The 24,614-nt window shown below is 53.1% G+C and carries 23 protein-coding genes; 15 read left to right on the forward strand and 8 right to left on the reverse strand.

The features are described from left to right. Together rimK and NYR02_RS16750 are read right to left on the reverse strand one after the other, a co-directional pair. A complete protein-coding gene (gene rimK / locus NYR02_RS16745) occupies positions 1–903 on the reverse strand; it encodes a 30S ribosomal protein S6--L-glutamate ligase (RefSeq protein ID WP_260977499.1) in 903 nt (300 codons plus the stop codon). A 121-nt stretch (positions 904–1,024) separates the two neighbouring features. Continuing rightward, complete coding sequence (locus NYR02_RS16750) at positions 1,025–1,303, reverse strand: peptidylprolyl isomerase (RefSeq protein ID WP_260977500.1); 279 nt, start codon at positions 1,301–1,303, stop codon at positions 1,025–1,027. Positions 1,304–1,427: 124 nt separating this feature from the next. Between NYR02_RS16750 and upp the strand changes: the two genes are divergently transcribed. Next, a complete protein-coding gene (gene upp, locus NYR02_RS16755) occupies positions 1,428–2,054 on the forward strand; it encodes a uracil phosphoribosyltransferase (protein ID WP_260977501.1) in 627 nt (208 codons plus the stop codon). Positions 2,055–2,074: 20 nt separating this feature from the next. Beyond that, the gene (locus tag NYR02_RS16760; protein ID WP_260977502.1) at positions 2,075–3,373 is read left to right on the forward strand and encodes a uracil-xanthine permease family protein; all 1,299 of its coding nucleotides are present in this window, start codon (positions 2,075–2,077) and stop codon (positions 3,371–3,373) included. A gap of 91 nt (positions 3,374–3,464) precedes the next feature. Here the strand turns inward: NYR02_RS16760 and NYR02_RS16765 are convergent, their stop codons facing one another. Beyond that, positions 3,465–4,160: an energy transducer TonB gene (locus NYR02_RS16765; protein ID WP_260977503.1), complete on the reverse strand. Its 696-nt coding sequence runs from the start codon at positions 4,158–4,160 to the stop codon at positions 3,465–3,467. Positions 4,161–4,411: 251 nt separating this feature from the next. Here NYR02_RS16765 and NYR02_RS16770 point away from each other — a divergent pair, with 251 nt between their 5' ends. Further along, positions 4,412–5,014, forward strand: a complete 603-nt coding sequence (locus NYR02_RS16770) for a peroxiredoxin (RefSeq protein ID WP_260977504.1) — start codon at positions 4,412–4,414, stop codon at positions 5,012–5,014. A 104-nt stretch (positions 5,015–5,118) separates the two neighbouring features. Here the strand turns inward: NYR02_RS16770 and NYR02_RS16775 are convergent, their stop codons facing one another. Beyond that, positions 5,119–7,878 (reverse strand): peroxidase family protein, encoded by a 2,760-nt coding sequence (locus NYR02_RS16775; protein WP_260977505.1) that lies wholly within the window; start codon positions 7,876–7,878, stop codon positions 5,119–5,121. A 385-nt stretch (positions 7,879–8,263) separates the two neighbouring features. Between NYR02_RS16775 and NYR02_RS16780 the strand changes: the two genes are divergently transcribed. Continuing rightward, on the forward strand, positions 8,264–9,145 hold the full coding sequence (locus tag NYR02_RS16780; RefSeq protein WP_260977506.1) for a TIGR02285 family protein: 882 nt from the start codon (positions 8,264–8,266) through the stop codon (positions 9,143–9,145). A gap of 45 nt (positions 9,146–9,190) precedes the next feature. On the opposite strand, the gene NYR02_RS16785 is transcribed toward NYR02_RS16780, so the two are convergent. Further along, complete coding sequence (locus tag NYR02_RS16785; RefSeq protein WP_260977507.1) at positions 9,191–10,237, reverse strand: cyclic nucleotide-binding domain-containing protein; 1,047 nt, start codon at positions 10,235–10,237, stop codon at positions 9,191–9,193. 270 nt (positions 10,238–10,507) lie between these two features. Between NYR02_RS16785 and NYR02_RS16790 the strand changes: the two genes are divergently transcribed. Beyond that, complete coding sequence (locus NYR02_RS16790) at positions 10,508–11,008, forward strand: hypothetical protein (protein WP_260977508.1); 501 nt, start codon at positions 10,508–10,510, stop codon at positions 11,006–11,008. Here the strand turns inward: NYR02_RS16790 and NYR02_RS16795 are convergent. The 3 genes from NYR02_RS16795 to efpL form a co-directional block, all read right to left on the reverse strand. Beyond that, positions 11,005–11,625 (reverse strand): DUF502 domain-containing protein, encoded by a 621-nt coding sequence (locus NYR02_RS16795; RefSeq protein WP_260977509.1) that lies wholly within the window; start codon positions 11,623–11,625, stop codon positions 11,005–11,007. The genes NYR02_RS16790 and NYR02_RS16795 overlap by 4 nt on opposite strands. Before the next feature lie 10 nt (positions 11,626–11,635). Beyond that, positions 11,636–12,448 carry an ion transporter gene (locus NYR02_RS16800; protein ID WP_260977510.1) on the reverse strand — a complete coding sequence of 271 codons (813 nt, stop codon included), beginning with the start codon at positions 12,446–12,448 and terminating at the stop codon, positions 11,636–11,638. 125 nt (positions 12,449–12,573) lie between these two features. Beyond that, on the reverse strand, positions 12,574–13,140 hold the full coding sequence (efpL, locus tag NYR02_RS16805; RefSeq protein ID WP_260977511.1) for an elongation factor P-like protein EfpL: 567 nt from the start codon (positions 13,138–13,140) through the stop codon (positions 12,574–12,576). Between the two features lie 512 nt (positions 13,141–13,652). On the opposite strand from efpL, the gene mraZ reads away from it, so the two are divergent. From mraZ to murG, 10 genes are read left to right on the forward strand one after another with little or no spacing between them, the layout of a single operon-like run. After that, positions 13,653–14,108 (forward strand): division/cell wall cluster transcriptional repressor MraZ, encoded by a 456-nt coding sequence (mraZ, locus tag NYR02_RS16810; protein ID WP_260977512.1) that lies wholly within the window; start codon positions 13,653–13,655, stop codon positions 14,106–14,108. After that, positions 14,105–15,040, forward strand: a complete 936-nt coding sequence (gene rsmH, locus NYR02_RS16815; RefSeq protein WP_260977513.1) for a 16S rRNA (cytosine(1402)-N(4))-methyltransferase RsmH — start codon at positions 14,105–14,107, stop codon at positions 15,038–15,040. Before mraZ ends, rsmH begins: the two co-directional genes overlap by 4 nt. Continuing rightward, positions 15,037–15,291, forward strand: coding sequence for a cell division protein FtsL (ftsL, locus tag NYR02_RS16820; protein ID WP_260977514.1), 255 nt, complete (start codon positions 15,037–15,039; stop codon positions 15,289–15,291). The genes rsmH and ftsL overlap by 4 nt, the downstream gene beginning before the upstream one ends. Beyond that, entirely contained in the window at positions 15,288–17,012 is a 1,725-nt protein-coding gene (locus tag NYR02_RS16825; protein ID WP_260977515.1) for a peptidoglycan D,D-transpeptidase FtsI family protein, read from the forward strand. The genes ftsL and NYR02_RS16825 overlap by 4 nt, the downstream gene beginning before the upstream one ends. Then, complete coding sequence (locus NYR02_RS16830) at positions 17,009–18,505, forward strand: UDP-N-acetylmuramoyl-L-alanyl-D-glutamate--2,6-diaminopimelate ligase (protein ID WP_260977516.1); 1,497 nt, start codon at positions 17,009–17,011, stop codon at positions 18,503–18,505. Before NYR02_RS16825 ends, NYR02_RS16830 begins: the two co-directional genes overlap by 4 nt. After that, entirely contained in the window at positions 18,495–19,892 is a 1,398-nt protein-coding gene (locus NYR02_RS16835) for a UDP-N-acetylmuramoyl-tripeptide--D-alanyl-D-alanine ligase (RefSeq protein WP_260977517.1), read from the forward strand. Before NYR02_RS16830 ends, NYR02_RS16835 begins: the two co-directional genes overlap by 11 nt. A 2-nt stretch (positions 19,893–19,894) precedes the next feature. After that, positions 19,895–20,977, forward strand: a complete 1,083-nt coding sequence (gene mraY, locus NYR02_RS16840; protein ID WP_260977518.1) for a phospho-N-acetylmuramoyl-pentapeptide-transferase — start codon at positions 19,895–19,897, stop codon at positions 20,975–20,977. A 13-nt stretch (positions 20,978–20,990) separates the two neighbouring features. Further along, positions 20,991–22,364, forward strand: coding sequence for a UDP-N-acetylmuramoyl-L-alanine--D-glutamate ligase (gene murD / locus NYR02_RS16845; protein ID WP_260977519.1), 1,374 nt, complete (start codon positions 20,991–20,993; stop codon positions 22,362–22,364). Next, positions 22,361–23,530 (forward strand): putative lipid II flippase FtsW, encoded by a 1,170-nt coding sequence (gene ftsW, locus NYR02_RS16850; protein WP_260977520.1) that lies wholly within the window; start codon positions 22,361–22,363, stop codon positions 23,528–23,530. The genes murD and ftsW overlap by 4 nt, the downstream gene beginning before the upstream one ends. Next, on the forward strand, positions 23,527–24,606 hold the full coding sequence (gene murG / locus NYR02_RS16855) for an undecaprenyldiphospho-muramoylpentapeptide beta-N-acetylglucosaminyltransferase (protein WP_260977521.1): 1,080 nt from the start codon (positions 23,527–23,529) through the stop codon (positions 24,604–24,606). The genes ftsW and murG overlap by 4 nt, the downstream gene beginning before the upstream one ends. Positions 24,607–24,614: the final 8 nt, after the last annotated feature.

Raw genomic sequence — 24,614 nt, forward strand, 5'->3', positions numbered from 1 at the left:
TTAACCCTGACCACGGGTTTTTGTACTGCCGCTGGCGGATTTTTCCAGAAACTGGAAAACCATGCCGGCAACGTCTTTACCGGTAGCGCTTTCAATACCTTCCAGACCGGGAGAGGAGTTGACTTCCATCACCACCGGACCGTTGTTGGAACGCAGAATGTCTACGCCACACATGTTCAGGCCCATGGCTTTGGCAGCGTCGATGGCGGTTTTACGTTCCGCCGCCGATAACCGTACGATTTCGGCACTGCCACCACGGTGCAGGTTGGAGCGGAATTCACCTTCGGCAGCCTGGCGCTTCATGGCGGCGACGACTTTGCCGCCAACCACTAAACAGCGGATATCGGCACCGCCGGCTTCTTTAATAAATTCCTGCACCAGAATGTTGGCGTTCAGACCCATAAAGGCTTCGATGATGCTTTCTGCCGCTTTTTTGGTATCAGCCAGCACCACGCCGATGCCCTGTGTACCTTCCAGCAACTTTATCACCAGCGGCGCGCCGCCGACGTTTTTGATCAGGTCTTCAACGTTATCCGGGCGGTGGGCAAAACCGGTACGCGGCAGGCCGATGCCCTTGCGTGACAGCAATTGCAGCGAGCGCAGTTTGTCGCGCGAGCGGCTGATGGCGACCGATTCGTTAATGGAGTAAGTGCCCATCATTTCAAACTGACGCACCACCGCCGTACCGTAAAAGGTAACCGAGGCACCAATGCGCGGAATCACCGCATCGTACTGTGGCAGGGCGCCACCTTTATAACGCACCGTCGGTTTGTTACTGGTGATGTCCATGTAGCAGTGCAGGGTGTCGATGATATCGACCTCATGCCCACGCTGCTCCCCCGCTTCTTTCAGACGACGGGTCGAATAAAGATTGGGATTACGGGAAAGAATGGCGATGCGCATAGCGGAGTCCGGAGGCTGAAAATAAAGCGCTTAGTCTGCGCCGCCGGATGGCAAATGTCATCATAGGCAGAAAAAGATAGTTGCCCCGGAGCAGAGGCAGGCGCTGGGCATTGCCTCTGCCTCAGTTACGGTAAATAGTCTCGATCAGGTGGTAGCCAAAACGGGTTTTAACCGGCCCCTGAACTTTCAGTAATGGCCCTTTGAACACCACATCGTCAAAGGCTTTGACCATTTCACCTTTATTGAACTCACCCAGGCTGCCGCCGTTTTTCTTACTCGGGCATTGTGAGTGTTGTTTTGCCAGCTTGCTGAAGTCGGCTCCTTTGTCGAGCAATTGCTTCAGTTTGTCGGCTTCTTCTTTGGTTTTTACCAGAATATGGCGGGCACAGGCGCGGGGCATACTTACCTCGGATTCAGTCTATCAGGCCAATCTGACCATTCGGTTAAATTTTGCGTCGCGCAGGATCAGGTGCTGTGCGAAAATTGCGCCCGTTATTGTACCCGAAAGACAGAATGAGGCATGCATGAGCGTACATGAGATCCGCCACCCCCTGGTGCAGCATAAAATTGGTTTGATGCGATCCAAATCAATGAGCACCCGCACCTTCCGCCAACTGGCGGCTGAAGTCGGCAACCTGCTGACCTACGAAGCAACCAAAGATATGGAATTGGAAACCTACACCCTGGATGGCTGGTGTGGTCCGGTTGAAGCGGAGCGGATTCGCGGCAAAAAAATCACCGTAGTACCGATTCTGCGCGCCGGTCTGGGCATGCTGGACGGCGTGCTGGAGCTGGTGCCAAGTGCCAAGATCAGCGTTGTTGGTTTATACCGCGATGAAGAAACCCTGGAGCCGGTGAGCTACTTCGACAAACTGGCCGGTGACATCGACCAGCGTATGTCATTGATTGTTGATCCGATGCTGGCGACTGGCGGTTCGATGGTGGCAACCATCGACCTGTTAAAGCAGGCCGGTTGTACCAGTATTCGTGCGCTGGTGCTGGTGGCCGCACCGGAAGGTATTAAAAAGGTTCAGGATGCGCACCCGGATGTGGATATTTATACCGCATCGGTGGACAGCCATCTGAATGAGCAGGGGTACATTATCCCTGGCTTGGGCGATGCCGGTGACAAGATCTTCGGCACGAAATAATTAAAATCAGGGGAGTTTCTATGCGGGACAATACAGAAGATCTGTATCGCGGCTGGCGTATGCTGCTGGCGGGCATGCAAATGCTGTTTGTGGCCTTCGGCGCACTGGTGCTGGTGCCGCTGATTACTGGCCTCGATCCGAGTGTGGCGCTGTTTACCGCCGGTATCGGTACGCTGATTTTTCAGTTCACCACCAAGCGTTCAGTACCGGTATTTCTGGCGTCATCTTTTGCCTTTATTGCGCCGATTCTGTTCAGCGTACAGACCTGGGGAATGGCGGCGACCATGGGTGCGCTGTTCTGTGCCGGATTGGTATACGTTGCCTTGTCGGCTGTGGTTGCTGTCCGTGGTCCTGGCTTCCTGCATCGTTTACTGCCGCCGGTGGTTACCGGTCCGATCATTATGGTGATTGGTCTGGGCTTAGCTCCTATCGCGGTGAATATGGCGATGGGTAAAGCCGGTGATGCGTCGGCGGAACTGTTCCCCTATGCCGATGCTATGTGGGTATCGATGCCTGCCCTTATTACCACGTTGCTGGTGGCCACTCTGGCGAAAGGTATTTTCCGTCTGGTGCCGATTCTGGCGGGTGTGGCGGTGGGTTACACCATTGCGGCGTTTACTGGTATGGTCGATCTGACTGCCGTGGATGCCAGCCCATGGGTTAAGTTACCGCAGTTTGTGACGCCGGAATTTCAGCTCGCGGCCATTCTGTTCATGATTCCGGTGGCGATTGCTCCGGCGATTGAACACGTAGGTGATGTACTGGCGATCGGCAGTGTGACCGGTAAAAACTACGTCCAGAAACCAGGCCTGCACCGCACTTTGCTGGGCGATGGTTTAGCCACTTCTGCGGCGTCTTTGTTTGGTGGGCCGCCAAATACTACCTACTCCGAAGTCACCGGTGCGGTGATGCTGACCAAAGCCTTTAACCCGGTCGTCATGACCTGGGCGGCGGTGTTTGCCATTGTGCTGGCATTCGTGGCCAAGTTTGGTGTGCTGCTGCAGACCATTCCGACGCCGGTGATGGGCGGTATTATGATTCTGCTGTTCGGCTCTATTGCCGGTGTTGGCATGAACATCCTGATCAAAGCCAAAGTCGATATGAGCGCGCAGCGCAATCTGGTGATTGTGGCGACCACGCTGGTATTCGGTATTGGTGGTATGGCAATCGGCTCTTCCGAGTTCCACCTGCAGGGCGTCAGCCTGTGTGGTGTGGTGGCGATTGTGCTGAACCTGCTGTTGCCGCATGAAAAAGCCGACGCTGAAGACCTGCATGAAGAGCAGGAAATTGTGGAAGATATTCTGGAACACAGTAAATAAGCTGTCGTTTCTTTTTATCTGCATTATCCGCAGAAAAATGGCCGCATATGCGGCCATTTTTTATGGGCTGTGTTCAGGGCATACAGCTGCGTTATTGCAGGGTGCGGATGGTCGGGCGGAAGGTATACGACGCTGGTAATTCATCCGGCACTCTGGGGTAGGGGTTAGCGGCCAGTGCGGCTTTGATCGCCCAGTCGTCCATTACCGGATCACCGCTGGAGCGGATAACCCGCACGTTGGTGGCGACCTGGCGGTAACTTAAGGTCAGCTCCAGCCTTACACTGCCGGTAAATTGTGCCGGTGCAATTACCCGTTCGCGCAGGTGCGCGAGCAGTTTCTGCTGATAGCTGCGCTCCAGCGGATCGGCTGATAAATCTTCTTTTTCAGTGACCAGTCCGCTTTGTTTCTGGCTCGGTTGTTGCGCTGTCTGTGCGGTTGACTGCTGCGTTGGTTGTGGTGCGGATTGCGGCTCAGGTACTGGCTTCTGGGGTTGTTGTTTGGCGGTTTCTGTTTTTGCCTGAGGCTGCTTCTGACTCTGCTCCGGAGCCGCGTTGTGTTTAACAGCTTCGCTTTGGCTTTGAGTCACTTCCTGAGTCGGGACTGTCTGAACCTGAGCTTTCGGCACCTGAGCTGGCGATTCATCTTGCAAGGTCCGGGCGCTTATTTGTGGCTGGCGCAGTTCGGCATTAATTACGGGTTGCGTCTGTGCCGGTGTCAGCCGAACAGAGAAAGGCGCCGACAGCAGCAGGGCATGCAGCAACAACGAGATAGCCACAGCCAGCAGCAAACGCTGGTAGTGTCTCCGCTTCGGTACCGGGAGTTTGCTAAAAAACCCTTCTGCCACAATCACTTACCTACGTTATAGCCAATTACTATGGCATTGATTGGGAAAACTTATCGAGACCTTTATTCTCCGCTGGCGGCGGTATGCTTAGCCGGGAGCGCGTTGTATGATACTCGCTCTTTATACTCTGGCTGTGCCGCTGGCATTGTCAGGATAATACCGATAATTTTCAGAACTCACAGGGAGTAACAAACATGAGCGTACTGGTAGGTAAAAAAGCACCCGACTTTACCGTTCCGGCTGTATTGGGCAACGGCACCATCGTTGATTCATACAACTTCGCAGAAGCAACCAAAGGCAAATACGCTCTTGTGTTCTTCTATCCACTGGATTTCACCTTCGTATGTCCGTCTGAGCTGATCGCTCTGGACCACCGTATGGCTAAGTTTGAAGAACTGGGTGTTGAAGTGATTTCTGTATCCATCGATTCTCACTTCACTCACAACGCATGGCGTAACACACCGGTCGCCAAAGGCGGTATCGGTGAAGTTAAGTACACCATGGCAGCTGACGTTGACCACGGTATCTGTAAAGCCTACGACGTAGAAACTGCCGGTGGCGTTGCACTGCGTGGCGCTTTCCTGATCGATAAAGAGGGCCTGGTACGTGCGGCCAACATCAACGACCTGCCACTGGGCCGTAACATTGATGAGCTGGTACGTCTGGTTGAAGCTCTGCAATTCCACGAAGCGCACGGCGAAGTTTGCCCGGCTGGCTGGAACAAAGGCGACAAAGGTATGGACGCATCTCCTGAAGGTGTTGCCAAGTACCTGGCAGAAGAAGCCGGCAAACTGTAAGCGCTACGCCTCTTCGCTGTAAATAAAAAAACCGCCGCAGTTTCCTGCGGCGGTTTTTTTTATGCTCCTACAGTGGTTACGGCGAACCGCAACCACTGACCGGATCAGCGGTCTTCGTAACGCTGATGCTTGAAGAAAATGCCGGAATCGCCAAAAGCGGAGGCGGCGAATTCAGACGTCAGCACAATTTCACCCACTTTCACCGCGTTGTTACGGCGGTCGGCGGCATAGCGCGCAGCAATGCTGCTGAAAATGGAATTGCGGATGTCTTTATCCGTGGCGTACACATCGTACAGCTTGGTGCCGGCCGGCAGGCTCAGCAGGTCAGTACGGAAATCGTGTGCCGCGGTGCTGAAGCGGTTTTTCACGTCAGCCGCCGGTACGAAGTAGATCTGGGTCGGTGACTTGGCATTCGCAGCCGCGCTACCGTCAGAGTTTACTTCGGCCATGGCGTTCACCATCAGTTGCGTCGGCTTGGTGGTGACCAGCGAGAACAGAATGGTGCTGCCCAGAGTGTCGTTGGCTTCCGGACGCACATATTGTGACAGCTCGTTGGCAAACAGGTTGTAGTTGTTGCCCTGGCCGGTCAGAGTGTACAGCGCAGCAACGTTTTCAGACGGCTTGCCATCGATAAAGGTTTTCCATGCCAGACCTGGCTGGACGCCACGTTTGGCCGGATCACCGGTTACCGACATGCGCAGCAGACCACATTCGTTACCTTTGAACACACCGGTATACGGATGGTTGGCGGTGGCATTAAAGGCTACTTTGGCCACCGCACCGTGCGGATGGATCGGCTTGGTATGGCCAACCGGAGCAACGTCGCCAACGTAGCGGACTTTGTCCCACAGAATGCGGCTGATCATAGCGCCGGTGTCTACATCCGGAATCGCCGGCAGTTCGCCTTCGGCATAGGTCGTGCGCTTCACACCGTTGGTCCACAGCAGATCCTGCTTGGCACAGGCATCCCACTGATCGTAGTCAGCCGGAATGTTCAGACCCCAGGGTTTGAAGGCGTTATCGACGCCCACCAGAGAGGTGTTCAGTTGCGGGAAGTGACGGTTCAGCACGTCCACCATGGTGTTGTTTTCTACCCAGTCATAACCTTCCTGAGTGTAAACTTCCGGGGTGTAGTGCGAGGTGAAGAAGCGGTCCGCAATGATACGGCGGGAGGCGTTCATGATGAAAATCTGGAACGCGGTTTCGCCGAAGGCAAAGCCTTCCGGACGTACAGTTTCCGCCATCATGCCGACCAGGGTGTCGATCATTTCAATGTCGTTGTTATACACGCGCTTCAGGTTGGCCAGAGCTTCCGGATCTTTGGTCAGATCTTCAAACCTGGTGATCGGGTTCAGGCCAATCTGACGACGGAATTCGTTGTAACGCGGTACGCCACGCTCACGGTCACGGATAACGTCGATGGCGGCGATGTCCATTTTACCCACGATCGGCAGGTCCAGATTACGCAGGAATTCCGGGTTGTTGTTCAGCACCAGAGCGCCCGGGTTGGTGATACCGAAGGAGTACCACAGACGGTCAGAGCCTTCACTGTCCAGCATGTCTTCGGCGGCGCCGTCACGGGTTTCTTCCAGGGCAACGCTCTTGTCGACGACGTTAGAACCGATGTCGTAAATATCGATATTGTCACGCATCAGCGGGTGCATACGGTAAACCGAGACGAATTCTTCGGTCAGGGTAAACGGAACACCGGCGTTGTCAGACTTACGCGCACCAGCCAGACCGGTAATCGCCCATTCCAGGAAGTCGCCTTGTTCCATGGCTTCCGCCAGTTTCGGGTCAACACCCAGGATGCGGCGGATCCAGGAATCTTTTTTGGCCAGATCTTCATAGATCTTGTCCAGTTCGGCGCCGTACTTGTCACGCTTGTTGGCGTCACCAGCCAGACCCCACCAGTTGGCGTACATGGCACGCTCGGTAACCGGGTTGGCAATGATGGCCGGCGTCCATTCAACGGTGTGAATTTTCGCCATCAGGGCGGAGTTGACCAGACGGGCTTTGTCGTACAGCCACTGATCATCTTTATCCGGGTAGCTGGCCGCCAGTGTTTGAGCAATAGCGTTGTGCTCTTTTACGAACAGCTGGTGCAGCATGCTCAGACCGACCCACCAGTTATCCACAAAACCGGTTTTCGGCAGACCAGAGAAGAATTCACGCGGCAGGGTGCCATCGGCATTCACGGTCAGACGACCGCCCTGGAATTCACGGATGCTGTTGGAGGTTTCCAGATCACTGCCGTAAATCTGCGAGCCATCCCACCAGTGGGTAACATGGTTCTGATAGCTGTCCGGCAAGTGTGCTTCAGAGGCGATGCGGGTGGTATCCGGTTGGGTACGACGCACTTTCAGAGTACCGGAACCCATGCTGTCGCCGGCCGGCAGCGGCACTTCAATCGGGTTTTCGGCGCTGTTTTCGCCATGGAAGAACCAGTCGTGGGTCATGAACTGAATCCAGCTGGCAGCAATGAAGTTAACCGAGGTGGCCGGTTTGAAATCATCGCCACGGGACAGCAGTACGTTACTGACTTCACGCGGGTTCGGAGTTAACAGGGTGTCGGCTTCCGTTTCGCCCTGAGCGGCGGACAGTTCAACGTTACGGCCGAAACGACGCATAACCGAACCTTCCGACGGGTTTTCCAGAATGTTACAGGTACCGTTTTCGGTACGGGCATTCAGGCTGCGTTCATCACAGTTGATGTCGGCGTTGTATTCATCCCAGCGTTCGAAATCAAACAGGTTGTTTTTAAATAACTCCTGCCGTTCAACGGCGAGGGTAATGAGTCCGGCAAAAATCCCTAATGTGCCGAACTTGACCAGCGCGGGCCAGGTAACCCAGATACTGTTCATAGGTTGGTCTCCGTGAGTTTGTTATTTTTGTAGTTTCTGCGTGACTGCCGGGTAAACCGACAGGCAGGGCAGTGAAGCACGGAGGGTTGAAAGCGGCCTTGTAAGGCTAAGTAAAGAGGCGTCAGGTTGGCATGCATGGTTACATTATGTAGTTTTATGTTAGGCTTTTTTTCTGGCGTGGCGCATATAGTCTGTTATTTCTGGGTTAATATCTGCCATTGTTCAAATATGGTACGTTGGTTTTAAAATATAGTTTGCTAAGTTTGCAGGCGACGGTTGGGCACAACCCCTATGAGTGCTCTGTATGACGGCTGCTTACTGCTTTCCGGCAAAGCCTGCTGGTCTACGCTTAGATTCTGGTTATCGGCAAATAGCGGAGCTTTGTATGCGTTGGCTGTTAGCACTTGGTTTGCTGGTCCTGATGTCATCGCTTAAGGCGCAGGAGTTGCCGCAGGCGGATGATCGTCCGCTGCTGCGCTGGATTACCATGCCTTATCCGCCGCTGCATATCAGCGACGGCCCCATGGCGGGTAAAGGTATTGTCGATGAATATCTGGGGGCGGTTACAGCCTCTTTGAGTGGCTACCGGCATGTGCGTGAAGAGATGACCCCGGCCCGTGCCTGGCAGCTGATCCGTGTCGGCGAAAATATCTGTCATCCGGGGGCGCTGTATACGCCGGAGCGGGCCAAATATACGCTGTTCAGTGATTCACCGGCGTTGTTTCCATCGCTGGCATTTATGGTGCGGCTGGAAGATTACAAGGCGTTGTTTGCGCCGCAGATGACCATTGCAGCAGCAGATATGCTGGCGCGGACCAATTTGCGCTTGGGGCTGGTAGCTGACCGTTCCTATTATGTGTTTCTCGATAATCTGCTGAGTGCCGGCGATGTGTATCAGCGCGTGACGGTGCTCTCCAGTCTGCATGGGCCGCTGAGCCTGTACCGCATGCTGCAGTCGGGACGTATCGATTACATCATCGAATATCCCTGGATTAACCGCTATATGGTCGACACGATTCAGGCACCGGAGGCGCATGAGTTGGTGGCCCTGTCGATCCGCGAGTTACCACAGTTTGCCAAAGGCTATGTTGCCTGTCCGAAAACCCTCTGGGGAGAGCGGGTGATTATGGCGGTAAACCGCTGGGTAGCTGAGCAGAAAAATACCGAAACCAACCGTCAGCGTATGGCGGTTTGGCTCGACCGAAATACGCTGCCGCGTTATATGCGGGCTTATGAAGAGATGATTGCGCCGGTGACCCGGCCCTGAAGAGCGTCTGATCTGACGCTGAGGTGCGCAGGTTAATCGCTGCGGTTATTCACTACGGTTAAGTACCCGCGCCTGGTAACCGGCCTCTGTCAGAATGTAGGCGGCGGCTTCTGCCCGGCCTTCACCGGCGATGACATACACAAAGGCTTTGGATAATTCATTCAGACGGCTGCGCAGCTGTGCCAGTGGTATGGTTGTTGCGCGGTGAATCGGGCTGGCCGCGACTTCCTGTGGCAGGCGCACATCGAGCACCACGGTGCCGGTGTCACCTTCATCGATCAGGGCGCTGAGCTGGTTTTCGCTGACGTATTCAACCACTGGCGTTTTCAGCAGGGTGTCGAAGTCTTCTTTGGTTAATACCATTAACACGCCGTTACTGCTCATGGTAATGCTGGCATTACGCGGCAGATTACTGACCAGTGCGTCTTCACCAAACAGATCTCCGCTGCCAAGAGCGGCGAGGGTTTCCTGTTTGTTATTTACTTTACGGCTGACAATGGCCTTGCCGCTTTTGATCACATAGCACTCGTGGCCTTCTTCGCCCTCGTGGATGATTTCTTCACCGAGTGACACTTCGCGTTCGTTAAAACGGGCCAGCAGCTTCTGGATATTGGCCGGTGGTACACGGTAAAACAGATCGGAAGTGAGCAGGCTTTCCAGCCAGTCGTGTTCAGTGTCTTCTTCCTGATCATAGGCCTGGCGTAACTCCGACCAGGTGGTGATCAGCTCCAGATACTGACGCTTGATGGCAAATAACTGGCAGGGCGATTGTGTGATGGCCGCATGGCGGTGAATCGGATGGCTGGCATCCAGGGCGAGAAAGTTTTCATCATCGTCGCCTTTAATCTGGGTAATGCGGAACTGGTCATCGGCCAGGTCGACCGTTCCTTCAAGCAGAAAGTGACATTCGTCGTCTTCTTCACCACGTTTGAACAGAATCTTTTTATCGGCCAGCGAATAGGCACGGAAATGTGGCAACAGCTCGCTGACAGCATGGGCAGACAGCTCATCAAAAGGAATAAAGCGCTGAATCTGCTCTGTTGTAAGGGCCGTATCCGGCGCGCTTGCAGATGGATTGATGGAATCTTCCATGGTGTTTCTGGCCTGACCAATGACGAATGAAATAACACACGATGAATGTATTTTTGCACACTATCACAAAGCCTGCCGTTTTTTGCTGTGCCTGTTATTCACAATTTCAGGCCCGGCGGCCAATGCAGACACTATACGCCCGGCCATCAGGCAGCTTGTGGTGCGCATGAATTCAGTCTGAGAGAAGTCTCCCCCGAATCAATAAGGAACCGTCCGCGCCTGAGGCAGTCCCAGACAGACATGTTTATGACGATGTCACGGGACCGACCGATGCAGCCATCTTTGACCGGCGAACAAAAACACACGGCAGACTCTCTGCTTCATCAATACAAAACCGGCGTAGCGTTATTATTCTCCGGGGTTTTTCATCTGCTGGCTTTGCTGCTGGTGGGACTGTCTTTCTCTACCTTCTTTAATGGTTTATTCAGCAGCGACGGCGATATGGTCACACTGGTGATTAAAGCCATTAATACGCTGGTGATCGCGCTGGCAATGTATGAGCTGGGGTTGGGGGTTGGTAAGGAATACGCGGCGGAAGAAGCCGGGGAGAATATCTTCCAGAATATCCGCCGCACTATTACCCGCTTTGTGGGCACCGTGTGCATTGCTCTGGTGCTGGAAGCGCTGATTATGATTATTAAATACAGCCAGCTGGATCTGGCCGGTAACCTCTATTATCCGGTGGCGATTCTGCTGGCCTGCGCCTTTTTATTGCTGGCACTGGGGGCATTTCTGGCGCTGACACGCCAGGTTTGTGACATCGTGAATTAGTTTCTCGACTCTGCCCCCGGCTCTTTTTTACGGGCCTGGCTTTGCGATACGCCGGCGGTCAGGGCAAAGCGCATGGCATCTTCAAACGACCAGTCGAGCATGGTGAGACGCGAACGCGGTACAAACAAGGTGTAACCGCCAACCATGTAGCTCATGGGCAGATACACCGCGACCAGTTCTTCCTGATCGCCGGCCTTCTGAACCGCGGGTGGAATTTTACCGGCGGTAATAAAGCCCAGCAGTTGTGCATCGCCGGGCATGCTGACCAGTACCACTTGCTGATTGTGCTGCTTTTCCTGATCAAACATGGCAGCAAAATCTTTCACCGCACCGTACAGTGTTTTGATCAGCGGAAAACGCAGCAGGGCATCTTCCACGTACTGGTAGAGCCAGCTGACCGGGTTGAACTGAAATAATAAGCCGACGGACAGCAGCGCCAGCAGCATCAGCAGCAGACCCATACCGGGGAAAATGCTGGGAATATGCAGGCTGGCCAGCAGGCTCAGGCCCAGACCATTCAGCCACATCAGCGCCGACCACAGCAGCCAGACTGTGACCAATAAAGGCAGCACCACCATTGAGCCTTTGATCAGGGGTTGCAGCAGGTAGCGTCTCATAAAATCTCCGTCAGGATTTGGGTGGTTGTTGCTGTTGCAGCAGCGCTTTCAGTTCGCGGATTTCTGCCGCCAGATCGTCGAGGGTGGCTTTGCCATCGGCAGCATCCTGATCGGCTTTTTCCTGCGCATGCTCATCTTCCAGTACGTTTACCACAATACCGATGACCATATTAAGAAAGGCGAAGGTGGTGAGGAAAATAAAGCTCAGGTAGAAAATCCACGACAGTGGGTAAACCGCCATGGTTTCGTACATGACATCGGTCCAGTCTTCGAACGTCATCACCCGGAACAGCGTCAGCATGGAAATAGAAATGTCGCCCCATAGTACATCGTTGATGGGTTCAAAGAAGGTGGTGCCGATGGCGGCGTAGATGTAATAAATAATAAACATCAGCAGCAGTACATATCCGAGCTGCGGCAGGGCGCGCAACAGGGAATTCAGCAGCATGCGCAGTTCCGGAATGATGGAAACCATCCGCAGTACGCGGAAAATGCGCACCAGACGGCCAATCAGGGCCATGTCGCTGTGATCGACCGGAATCAGGCTGATTACCACCACCAGGGTGTCGAACAGGTTCCAGCCATTATGGAAAAAGCGTTTTTTGTCGGGGGCGGCAAGAAAACGAATGACGATTTCAACAAGAAAAATAACGGTGATGCCGGTATCCAGCCAGTTCAGCACAAGCATGAACGGATCAGGAATACTGTACGTTTTGGCACCGATCAGAAGGGCAGAGAAAATAATGATGGCAACAACAAACAGCTCGAACGCTTTGTTGTCACGGACGGCTTGTGAGGCGGCCTGTAATTGCTGAATATTCATGGTCTGGATTGAGGTCTGATGACTGGCGGTGATGGGACGACGCGAAGTCTGTCACAGCCACCGAACTTCGCCAAGATGGGCTGACGCAACTATACACTGCGCCAGCCTCAGGAATGGCGTGTTGATCAGGCGCGGGAGATAAAGCGGTTCTCGGCGGTGTTGATCTTCACGGTTTCGCCCTGTTCCAGATATTCCGGTACCTGAATTACCAGACCGGTGGCAAAGCGTGCCGGTTTGGTGCGCGCACTGGCGCTGCCGCCTTTAATGCCCGGGCTGGTTTCGGTTACGGTCATTTCAACGGAGGATGGCAGTTCGATAGCGATCAGCTGACCATCGACTAACAGCCCCATGGTGCCTTTCAGTGATTCGCTGATGTAGAGCGCATCGGTATCCAGTGTGTCGGCATCAATCGGGTACTGGTCGAAGCTCTCTTCGTCCATAAAGTAGTAGGTATCTTCTTCACGGTAGGAAAACACGATCTGGCGGCGCAGCAGTTCAATGGCCTGCAGCTGCTCGTCACCCTTAAAGCTTTCTTCCAGCTTCTGGCGGCCGGGCACCGTTTGAAAACGGATTTTGTACAGCGTGGCACCGCCACGGGAGTGGGGGTTCTGCACTTCGATATTTTTGATCAGACAGGTCTGATTCTTGAATTCGACGACGCCGCCTTTTTTCAGTTCGTTTGCTTTTGGCATGCAGGAGTCCTTGTGACGGTGCTTGCGCGGTGATGTAAAGGAGGGCGATGTTACCGCCTTGGCTGTTCCGGCTGAAGATTTTTTTGTCTGCTGGCCACAGAATTCTGAGCCGGAAGGACTGGTTTACGGCAGCGGATTTGGCCATCATGAGCGCGCTGGTATATGTGCTGCACAGAATGATTAGTTAGTGATCACTTCTTATAGCTAAATTATATAAATCGCATTGTAAGTGAGTACTAACCTCAGAAGTTACTTTAACTTCGTGATGCAGGCTCACAGTGTTGTTTAATATTTGCCCTCCACATTTCCCCACATTGCTGTGAAGCCTTTCTAAGTCCTTGTGACACAAAGCAAAAATGCAGATATCCACACCCCGATGTGGCTTGCAAAAGGCTATTTGCCTTCCTATAGTGTCGTAAAGTGGAAAATAGTGGGTAATAGTGGGATTTTACTGAAGTTAGTGATCACCTACTTCAGCGAGTCATTCACACCCAAACCAACAGGAAGGGCGCATGTTTCGGGGGCTACACACGATCAATCTGGATGCTAAAGGGCGTCTGGCGATCCCGACCAAATATCGGGAAACGCTGGCCGAGCTCTGTGGCGCCCGTTTGGTGGCCACCATTGATACTGAAGAACGCTGCCTCCTGATTTACCCCGTAAACGAATGGGAACTGATTCAGGCCAAAATCGAGGCTCTGCCCAGCTTTAACCCGGTTGCCCGCCGCATTCAGCGCTTATTGATTGGTCATGCTACCGATCTGGAGCTGGACAGCGCCGGCCGTATCCTGCTGCCGCAGCCGCTGCGCGAATATGCGTCGCTGGAAAAAGAAAGCGTGCTGATGGGGCAAGGCAAAAAGCTGGAGCTGTGGAGTAAGTCGCAGTGGGAAAACCGCCGTGATGAATACCTTGATATGGTCAGTCAGCCCGAACAATTACCCGAAGAACTACAGAGTCTGTCGTTATGAACCTGAGTGATTTTGCTCACACCACCGTACTGCTGCAGGAGACGGTCGACGGCTGCCTGAATGACCCGGCGGGTATTTATGTCGACGGTACCTTTGGTCGTGGTGGCCACAGTCGTTTGCTGCTCAGCAAGCTGGCGCCGGAAGGCCGTCTGATTGGTTTCGATAAAGATCCGCTGGCGATTAACACCGGTAAAGAATTGGAGCAGGAAGACAGCCGTTTTCAGATTGTGCAGGCCAGCTTCGCTGATATGAAAGCGGAACTGAAGGCGCTGGGCATTGATCAGGTTAACGGCATTTTGCTGGATCTGGGTGTGTCTTCGCCACAGCTTGATGATGCTGAGCGCGGCTTCAGTTTTATGAAAGACGGCCCGTTAGATATGCGCATGAACCCGGATGCTGGTCTGAGTGCCGCGGAGTGGTGTGCGCAGACTTCCGAAGAAGAAATCGCCCGTGTATTAAAAGAATACGGTGAGGAGCGTTTTGCCAAGCGTATGGCGCGCGCCATCATTAACGCCCGTGCAGACGCGCCGATTACCCGCACCCGCGAGTTGGCAGAGTTAATTAAAGAAGCCAATCCGGCCTGGGAAAAACATAAGCATCCGGCAACCCGTGCCTTTCAGGCGATCCGCATTGCGGTGAATAACGAGCTGGGTGATCTGGAAAAAGTGCTGGCCGAAAGTGTGGATCTGTTATTACCGCATGGTCGCCTTGCCGTTATCAGCTTCCACTCACTGGAAGACCGTATGGTGAAGCGTTTTATCCGCGCCCAGGAAAAAGGCCGCGAATTACCACCAGGTATTCCGGTGCCGGAAAGCATGCTGGGTCGCACCATGAAAAAAATGGGTAAAGCGATCATGCCGGGCAATGACGAAGTGCGTATAAATGCCCGTGCCCGCAGTGCGGTGTTGCGGGTAGCCGAGCGGCTGGCGTGAAAGCAGGAGCGGCGTTGCTGTGGGCTGTGGTGTTGATCTCAGCGTTGGCGCAGGTTGGTGTTGTTCATGGGCACCGGACGTTGCTGCAGGAGTGGCAGCAGGAAGACGCGCTGCGGGTGCAATTGCTGCAGGAACATACGCGTTTGTTGCTGGAAAAAAGTACATTAACCGCGCACGGCCGGGTCGATCAGCAGGCGCGTAAACAATTAAATATGACAGAGCCAGGCAAGGTGCAGGTGCTTTCACAATGAATGCGCAACCGAACCAACAGACTACATTAAGCGGCATCACCCGCTGGCGTTTTACGCTGGTGCTGGCGGTGTTTGGCTGTCTGCTGGGTGCGGTTCTGGTTCGTCTGGTGATGCTGCATACCGTTGATCAGCCTTTCCTGTTTGAGCAGGGTGAAAAACGTACGGTGCGCGAAGAAGTACAGCCGGCCATGCGCGGCATGATTACCGACCGCTATGGCAAACCGCTGGCGGTCAGTACGCCGGTGGTTACGCTGTGGCTTAATCCGCAACAGGTGAATGTGCAACAACTCCCTGCGGTGGCCGCTGATCTCGGCCTGAGCCGCAAAGAGCTGACGCGCAAAGTAGAACGGGCGGCCACTCAAGGTCGCTCTTTTTTATATCTCAAACGTCAGGTTCAGCCGGAATTGGCGCAGCAGGTATTAAAACGCCGTATTGCCGGTATTTATGGTGATGATGATTTCCGCCGTTTTTATCCGGCCGCCGAAATTACAGCGCACACCGTAGGTATTGTTGATATTGATGGCAAAGGTCAGGAAGGCCTGGAGTTAGCTTTTGACGATTTTCTGCAAGGCAGCGAAGGATCGCGTCAGGTAGTCAAAGATTTGTACGGCAATGTCATCAAGCAATTAAAAGTGAATGCTGTGCCTCAGCCCGGTGGTGATCTGGCTTTGACGCTGGATCTGCGCTTGCAATATCTGGCCTATCGTGAATTAAAAGCCGCAGTTTCTCAGCATCATGCCAAATCCGGTAGCGCTGTGTTGGTGGATGCACGCAGCGGCGATGTGCTGGCGTTAGTGAATCAGCCCTCTTATAACCCGAATAACCGCGCCAGTTTACGTGCCGAAAATATGCGTAACCGCGCTATCGCTGATCTGATTGAACCAGGTTCAACCATCAAACCCTTTACGGTCGCGGCAGCGTTAAGTTCTGGTCGTTATTTTCCCAACAGCGAAATCAATACAGCGCCGGGCTTTGTCCGGGTAAAAAATAAAACCATCCGCGATCATCGCAATTATGGCGTGCTGGATATTACCGGTGTGATTACCAAATCCAGCAATGTCGGCGTCACCTTCCTGGCTCATCAGTTGGGTGCAGAAAATATCTGGGATTTTTTCAGTAAAGCCGGTATTGGTCAGGCGACGGTGCTCGGTTTTCCGGGGGAAGCGGTAGGCAGCTTGCCTTATCCGGAGCAGATGGATGCCCTGCGTCTGGCAACGGTTTCTTATGGTTATGGTTTGTCGGTATCGCCTCTGCAGCTGGCGCATGCTTATACCAGTTTTACCCAGGGCGGCTGTCGCAATCCGGTGCGTTTATTAATGAATAATCAGCCGCAGACGAAGTGCCAGCGGGTCATGCCGGAGAAAGTTGCACGTCAGGTTCTGGATATGCTGGAAACGGTAACCTCGAAACAGGGAACCGGCAGTCGTGCCCGCGTTGCCGGTTATCGTGTGGGTGGTAAAACCGGTACAGCACACAAGGTTGGTCAGCAGGGGTATGAAGATTCTGAATACACTGCTGTATTTTCCGGTATCGCGCCGATTTCTTCTCCGGATCTGGTGTTGGTTGTGGTGATTGATTCGCCACAGGGCAAAGAATATTACGGTGGTGAAGTGGCTGCACCGGTGTTCTCACGCATTATGCAGCAAGCCCTGCGTTTACGTCAGGTTGCGCCGGATGATGGCAGTGTACCAACCTTGCAGATGGCAGGAGGTCCGGCATGAAATTAAGCCAGATGGTCATGCCTGAGCTGTTTATTCCACCCGAGTGGGATCGTGAATTTGCACAGATCGCGGTCGACAGCCGTGATGTGCAGCCAGGTGATGTTTTTATTGCCCGTCGCGGTTTAAAGAGTCATGGCGAAGAACACATAGCCGCCGCAATTGAACAGGGCGCGGTTGCTGTGCTGGCTGAAGGTGAGCTCGGATTCCGCTGTGAGCAAAGCCCGCATTTTCCGGCAGTACCGGTATTTTTCAGCAGCGATATCGCGGCCTGCTTAACGGTTTGGTTGCATCGTCGTTATGCGTCCGTCGCCGATATGAAACTGGTGGCGGTTACCGGCACCAATGGCAAAAGTTCTGTGACGCAATATATGGCACAGCTGGCCGGATTTTGTGCTGTTCCTTGTGGAGTATTGGGCACCTTAGGTAATGGGGTATGGCCTGATTTACAGACCAGCCGCAACACCACGGCTGATTTGTCGGTTATTTTGCGTAATTTGCAGAGTATGCAGGAGCGTGGCGTTAATACTGCGGCATTGGAAGTGTCTTCTCATGGACTGACTCAGCAGCGTGTTGCCGGATTGAACTTCTGTGTCGCGGTACTGACCAACCTCACCCAGGATCACCTCGACTATCACGGCAGCATGGCAGATTACTTTGCCGCTAAACGCCAGTTGTTTGTCGGTCATGATATTCAGGCAGCATTAATTAATATTGATGACGATTACGGCCGTCGCCTGGCAGCCGATACTGCCATTAATACCGACGTGATGACTTATGGTGCCAGCGATCAGGCCAGCGTGCGTTACTCCGCAGTGAAAATGCAGGCGCGTGGTATGCAGGCATGGCTGGATACTCCATGGGGAAGCGGTCTGCTGGTGCTGCCATTAATCGGTGAATTTAATCTGGCGAATGCGACAGCTGCGATTGCTGCGCTGGCGCTGCAGGGCTTTGATTTTGTACAGCTGTTACAGGCAGCGCAGAAACTCGAACCAGTGGCGGGGCGCATGGAGCTTTATGTTAAAGATAATGCGCCATTAGCGGTGGTTGATTTCGCCCATACACCGGATGCTTTGCTGAATGTCTTGCAGGCACTTAAGCCCTGGAATAAAAAAATTACCGCTGTATTTGGTTGCGGTGGCGATCGTGATCGCAGTAAGCGGCCGTTGATGGCTCAAGTCGCAGCGGCGCATGCCGATATCGTCTGGCTGACGGACGATAACCCGCGCAGTGAAGATCCTCAGCAAATTTTTGCCGATGCACTTAATACTGAAAATACCAGCGACTTTTATTGTGAACATGATCGTAGCCGTGCCATTGCTCAGGCGCTGGATATGACGGCTGCCGATGGCATTGTTGTGATTGCCGGAAAAGGCCATGAAAATTATCAGGAAGTTCAGGGCGTGAAATTACCCTACAGCGATGCCGCTGTACTGTCGCAGCTGGGATACCGCAAAGCCGGACAATTACTGAGCGGAGATGAACATGCTGAGTAATGTGTCGCTGTTGCAGCTGCTGAATATTGTCCATGGGCAGCTTCAGTTAACAATTGAAACGCAAGGTGCAGACAATGTGCCTGATGTCGTGATCCGTGGCGTCAGTACCGACAGTCGTAAAATCAGCGCTGGTGATTTGTATGTGCCATTAAGCGGTGAGCGTTTTAATGGTCATCATTTTATTACTCAGGCGGCTGAACAGGGCGCTGTTGCGGCACTGATTGATCAGGATGTCGATGCCGGTCTGGCTGCTCGTTTACCTTTGATCCGGGTAACGGATTGTCTGATTGCGCTTGGGCAGATTGCCGGTTGGAACCGCAGTCAGTTTCATGGGCCTGTCGTTGCGGTAACCGGCAGTGCCGGCAAAACCAGCGTGAAACAATTAATGAGCAGTGTGCTGGCGCAGCGTTACTGTACCTGGATGACCCAGGGCAACCTGAATAATCATATTGGTGCTCCGCTGACGTTGCTGGCTCTGGCACCGGAGCATGAAGCCGCGGTGATTGAACTGGGTGCCAGTGGTGCCGGAGAAATTGCTTACACCGCACAATGGGTGAAACCTCAGGTTGGCATTATTACCAATGCGGCTGAGGCCCATCTTGAAGGATTTGGCAGTCTGAATGGTGTTGTGCAAACCAAAGGTGAGTTACTCGACTTTATTCAGCCTGGTGGTTATGCGGTATTAAATGCCGACGATGATTTTTATGGCGTATGGGCAGAACGTTCGGCGGCGGTTAAACAACTCAGTTTTGGCTTTTCTGCTGCCGCGGATGTGCGTGCCAGTTCATTACAGTGCGATCTGGAGGGCAGTCATTTTGTCCTGCATCTGGATGGTGAAGCCGATACCGTGCGCCTGCCGTTACTGGGTGAGCATAATGTCCGTAATGCGCTGGCAGTGACGGCGGCCGCTTATGCACTGGGCTTGAGTGCAGCCGAGATTATTCAGGGATTGCAGCAGGCGACAACGGTATCTGGTCGCTTGCACTGGCTGGAAGGACAATCCGGTCAGCGGATTTTGAATGACGCTTATAACGCCAACCCCGCCTCAGTAAAAGCGGCCATTAATGTGTTAAAACACGCGCCGCGCAGCTGGCTGGTTTTAGGTGACATGGCGGAGCTGGGCGAGAATGAGTTAGGCGCTCATGCGGATATTGGCCGTTATGCCCATGACCAGGGAATACAACATTTATTGGCGACGGGCGAACGCAGCCGCAAAACAACGGAAGCTTTTGGTGCCGGAGCGCACTGGTTCGCAACCAAACAAGAATTGGTGCGGTATTTACAACAACAGACCGGTAATCAGGATGTCATTCTGGTTAAAGGGTCGCGCAGTGCCGGTATGGATCAGGTGGTCCAGGCGTTGCAAATGAACACAGAGGAAGACTGATCATGTTGCTATGGCTGGGAGACTGGTTAGCGCAGTATTACTCCGGATTTGGGGTGGTTAATTATTTAACGCTGCGCGCGATTCTGGCAGTCATTACTGCTTTGATGGTGTCATTGCTCCTTGGGCCTCTGGTGATCCGCAAATTGCGTGAATACCAGATTGGTCAGGCAATCCGTGAATTGGGTCCTAAATCGCATTTAAGTAAAGCCGGTACGCCGACCATGGGCGGCGTATTAATTTTGCTGTCCATTGCGGTCAGCACGTTGCTCTGGGGAAATCTGGAGAACCGCTTTGTCTGGGTTGTACTGCTTGTAACTCTGGTATTTGGTGCCATTGGTTGGGTGGATGATTACCGCAAAGTGGTGGAGAAAAATTCCCGCGGTTTGCCCGGACGCTGGAAGTATTTCTGGCAGTCTGTGTTTGCCTTAATCGCCGCCGCTTATCTTTTTTACAGCGCGCAGAGCCCACAGGAAACGCAGCTGGTTGTTCCGTTTCTGAAAGATGTTATGCCGCAGCTGGGCCTGCTGTTTATTCTGCTGACGTACTTCGTCATCGTAGGTTCAAGTAATGCGGTAAACCTGACTGACGGTCTTGATGGTCTGGCCATTATGCCGACGGTTATGGTCGGTGGTGCTTTAGGTATCTGTGCGTACCTCGCCGGTAACGTCAATTTTGCCAACTACCTGCACATTCCTTATATCGCCGGTGCCGGTGAGTTGGTGGTTTTTTGTGCCGCTATTGTCGGCGCCGGTATTGGCTTTCTGTGGTTCAACACCTATCCGGCTCAGGTTTTTATGGGCGATGTTGGTTCGCTGGCTCTGGGTGCGGCATTAGGTGTGGTTGCAGTGATTGTTCGTCAGGAAATCGTGCTCTTTATTATGGGCGGCATCTTTGTGGCAGAAACGGTTTCTGTGATCCTGCAGGTTGCCTCTTTTAAAATGACCGGCAAGCGTATTTTCCGTATGGCTCCGCTGCATCATCACTATGAATTAAAAGGCTGGCCGGAGCCGCGGGTTATTGTTCGTTTCTGGATCATCACCATTATTCTGGTGCTGATCGGTTTAGCCACGCTGAAGATTCGCTGAGGAATCTGAATTTATGTCGCATTTGATTTCCACAGATTACAAACGACTGATCGTCGGTCTTGGCATGACCGGGCTCTCTGCTGCCCGTTATTGTCAGCATCGCGGCTGGGCGTTTGATTTGTGTGACAGCCGCGATACGCCTCCCGGCCTGGATGCTGTGCGCGCAGAATTTCCGCAAGCAGAAATCTACAGTGGTGAATTACAGGCAGATATTCTTAGTCAGTACGATGAATTAGTCGTCAGCCCGGGTATTGCTATATCTCACCCGGCGATTGCTGCAGCCCGTCAGGCTGGTGCCCGTATTGCCGGTGATATCCAGCTGTTTGCGGATGTTTGTGATAAACCGTTGATTGCTATTACGGGCTCTAACGGAAAAAGCACCGTAACTACCTTGGTTGGAGAATTACTGACCGCGTCCGGTAAACGGTGCGCTGTTGGTGGCAATATTGGTGTACCGGCACTGAACCTTCTTGTGGATGGTGCTGAAACCGATATTTATGTCTTGGAACTGTCCAGCTTCCAATTGGAAACGACTGAAAACCTGGCGGCTTCAGCAGCGGTTGTGCTCAATATGAGCGAAGACCATATGGACCGTTATCAGGGCATGGCGGATTACCATCAGGCCAAACACCGTATTTTTCAGCAGTGCCGTGGCGTTGTGGTGAATCGTGACGATGCGCTGAGCCAGCCGCTGGTCTCCGATAAAATGCCGCGTCTGAGTTTTGGTCTGAATAAAGCGGATATCGGCCAGTTTGGCCTTGAGAGAATCGATGGCGAAAGCTGGATCACGTTTGGCACTGAAAAAATCATCGCTGCCAGCGAGCTGAAAATTAAAGGCCAGCATAATCTGGCAAATGTGATGGCGGCGCTGGCGCTGATTCAATTAGTGGGCGTAGACATAACAACGGTATTACCGGCATTGCGTGCCTTTACCGGTCTGGATCATCGTTGCCAATGGTTGGGTAATAAAGCCGGTGTTGATTTTTACAACGATTCTAAAGGAACTAACGTCGGTTCTACCCTGGCTGCACTTTATGGTCTGGGGCCGGAAATTAACGGAAAAATCTGGCTGCTGGCTGGCGGTGAAGGAAAAGGGCAGGATTTCAGTCCACTGGCTTCTGCCTGCGAACAATTTGCGGCAGAAGTTCTGACCTTTGGTGCCGATGCCACAGTGATAGCCACTGCTGTTGCTGGCGTTTGTCCGGTATCACAGCATGTAACTCTGAATGACGCTTTTGCCCGTGCCTGCTCTATAGCAGCTGCCGGTGACGTTATTTTGCTGTCTCCGGCCTGTGCCAGCTTCGATCAGTTCAAACATTATGTAGCGCGCGGAGAATATTTCAGCGCATTGGTTGCGACGGCGATGAGTAAGGAGGCGACGCTGTGAATATTGATCGCTTCCTGTGGCAAAGCCAGCAACGTATGTTTTACCCATGGCTGGCATTAATGTGCCTCGGTTGGTTGATGGTTGCTTCGGCATCCACCGGTATTGCCGAGTTTTATACCGGCAATGCTGCGTATTTTGCCGTTCGTCATGCGGTATACCTGCTGCTGGGTATCGTTGTTGTGTATGCCATCAGTCAGATTCCCCTTATGTGGTGGAGTAAGGTTGATGTGGTTTTTCTGCTGCTGGCGATTGCCGGTCTGGTATTGGTATTTGTGCCCGGTATTGGCCATGAAGTGAACGGCAGTCAGCGCTGGTTGAATTTGGGCATTATTAAAATTCAGGCTTCCGAGTTGGCAAAACTTGCCGCTGTATTTTATGTCGCTGGTTATCTGGTGCGTCGCCAGGATGAAGTGAAGCAGCAATGGTCCGGCTTCCTGAAGCCGCTGGGTATTCTGGCGGGGATGGTTTTCCTGCTGTTACTGGAGCCCGATTTTGGTGCAGTTGTGGTGTTAATGGGAGCCGTACTGATTCAGTTGTTTTTGGGGGGCGTGAAGGCCGGCCAATTTTTCCTGTTATTAATTGCCACTCTGATTATCAGCGTGGTAGTGCTGACTTCTGAGAGCTACCGGGTTGAGCGTTTGATGGCTTATCTCGATCCCTGGGCGCCGGAGCATGTGTATGGAACCGGCTATCAGTTAACTCAATCACTGATTGCCTTCGGCCGTGGTGATTGGTTCGGTGTTGGTCTGGGCGAAAGTGTACAGAAACTGTTTTATCTGCCGGAAGCACATACCGATTTCGTTTTTGCTATCTGGGCGGAAGAAACCGGTCTGATGGGTGGTATTGCCGCACTGACGTTATTGGCGGTTGTTATTGCACAAATCTGGCGGGTTTCGTGGAATGCGCAACTTAAAGGGCAGTTATATGGCGCTTATGTGGCGATTGGTATCGCTTCGTTATTAGGTCTGCAGGCCGTGATTAATTTAGGCGTTAATATTGGTTTATTGCCGACCAAAGGCCTGACTCTGCCATTCTTCAGTTATGGCGGCAGCAGTTTGTTGGTGTGTTGTGTGATGGTTGGCATCGTTATGCGCATTGCCCATGAAAGCGAACAGGCATCTGACGCGGATACCGATGTCGCAGATAATAATGGAGGTGCTGTATGAGCCGGGCATCTTCACGCAATGTGTTATTGATGGCGGGCGGAACCGGCGGCCATGTATTTCCGGCGTTAGCGGTTGCTGAGCAATTACAGCAGGAAGGCTTCACCATTCATTGGCTGGGAACGGCATCCGGTATCGAAAAAGATCTGGTGCCTGCCAACGGTTATCCACTGCATTGCATTAATATCGGCGGCCTGCGTGGCAAAGGAAAGCTGGGATTGCTGACGGCTCCTTTCCGTATTATTAAGGCCATCTGGCAGGCGCGGAATATTGTTAAACAGGTAAAACCCGTCGCCGCGTTGGGCTTTGGTGGTTATGCCACTGGCCCGGGTGGTGTCGCCGCACGGTTAAGCGGCGTGCCATTGTTAATTCATGAACAAAATGCCTTTGCCGGTATGACTAATCGTTTATTAAGCCGTATCAGTCAATGTGTGATGCAGGCATTTCCGGGGGCGTTACCCGGAGCATTGACGACCGGCAATCCGGTGCGTGAAAGTGTGTTGAATTTGCCAGCACCGGCGACACGTATTAACACTGCTGCCCCCTTAAAAGTACTGGTTATCGGCGGTAGCATGGGAGCAGTCGCTCTTAACCGTACCGTGCTTGCGGCCATGCAATTGTTGCCTCAGGGCGTGCGCCCGCAATTACGTCATCAGGTGGGTAAGAATAATCTGGCAGAAATGCAGGCGGCTTATCAGCAGGCCGGTGTTCAGGCTGAAGTGAACGCTTTTATTGATGATATGGCTGCTGCTTACGGCGATGCTGATTTACTGATTTGCCGGGCTGGTGCATTAACCGTATCGGAAGTTGCGGCTGCCGGCTGCGCCGCCATTTTTGTTCCTTTTCCTTTTGCTGTCGATGATCACCAGACCGCGAATGCTGGCTATATGGTGAATGCCGGTGCCGCGTTAATTTGCCAACAGCATGAATTAACTGCGGAGTGGCTGGCCGCGCAGTGGCAACACTTTTCGCAACATAAAACATTATTACTGGAGATGGCTGACAAGGCGCGCAGCCAGGCCATCACCAATGCAACCGCTCAGGTTGTCGAACAGATTAAGAGGTTTGCCCGTGACTGATAAAACCA

This window comes from Thalassolituus pacificus, assembly GCF_025318105.1.
Classification (GTDB): domain Bacteria; phylum Pseudomonadota; class Gammaproteobacteria; order Pseudomonadales; family Oceanobacteraceae; genus Venatoribacter; species Venatoribacter pacificus.